At 40.2% G+C, this 642-nt stretch carries 2 protein-coding genes; one reads left to right on the forward strand and one right to left on the reverse strand.

The annotated features are described in order from the left end of the window. Positions 1 to 192, reverse strand: a 192-nt coding sequence (locus tag A3757_RS27440) for a hypothetical protein (protein ID WP_231878182.1), incomplete at its 3' end; no start/stop codon positions are given. A 52-nt stretch (positions 193 to 244) separates the two neighbouring features. Between A3757_RS27440 and A3757_RS01490 the strand changes: the two genes are divergently transcribed. Then, positions 245 to 642: DUF2064 domain-containing protein (locus tag A3757_RS01490; RefSeq protein ID WP_156506093.1), on the forward strand; the 398-nt coding region annotated here is incomplete at its 3' end.

Here is a 642-nt window from a genome sequence, read left to right on the forward strand (position 1 = left end):
CTGAATTTCTTTAAAGCTTTCTTGCCATGCTATATTGAAAGAGACTGCTTTAAGACTTTGCGACATGATTACCCGTAACGAATTGAAGATTGAGGTTTGAGTATAAACAAAAATGACGATTTCTTCGCGCCGATTATAATGAATTAAGTCTAGCTTCTGGCCATATATGCTGCCAGCGGCCAAAAACAACATTCGACTGGCCTGATAGAAGAGCTAATAATTTAAATATTGAGCAGAGGTAACTGTGAGAAAGTTTTTACTTGTTCAGTTTGCTAAGCGTCCTTTGTTGGGGCATGTAAAAACTCGTATTGCGAAAGTCTTGGGTGAGGAGGCTGCGCTATCTATTCATATGGAGCTTGTTGCAGATATTGCTTTAAGATTTAGTCAGTGTATCGCTTGTGACTATCAGTTATGGTTTGATCAAAAGAGTGCTTCGTTTGACTCGCTTGAAGCAGAATCTATAAATGCCCATAAAAAGCTTAAGGCACTAATTGCAGAAGAAGGTTTAGACTGCCACGAACAGCGAGGGGAAAATCTTGGTGAGCGAATGTGCGATACCCTTGAGCGTAGTTTAGTTGATTATCAGAGCGTTGCGATTATTGGCAGTGATTGTCCGAATGTCACTGTATCTGACCTGAAAGT

Source organism: Oleiphilus sp. HI0117 (assembly GCF_001635235.1).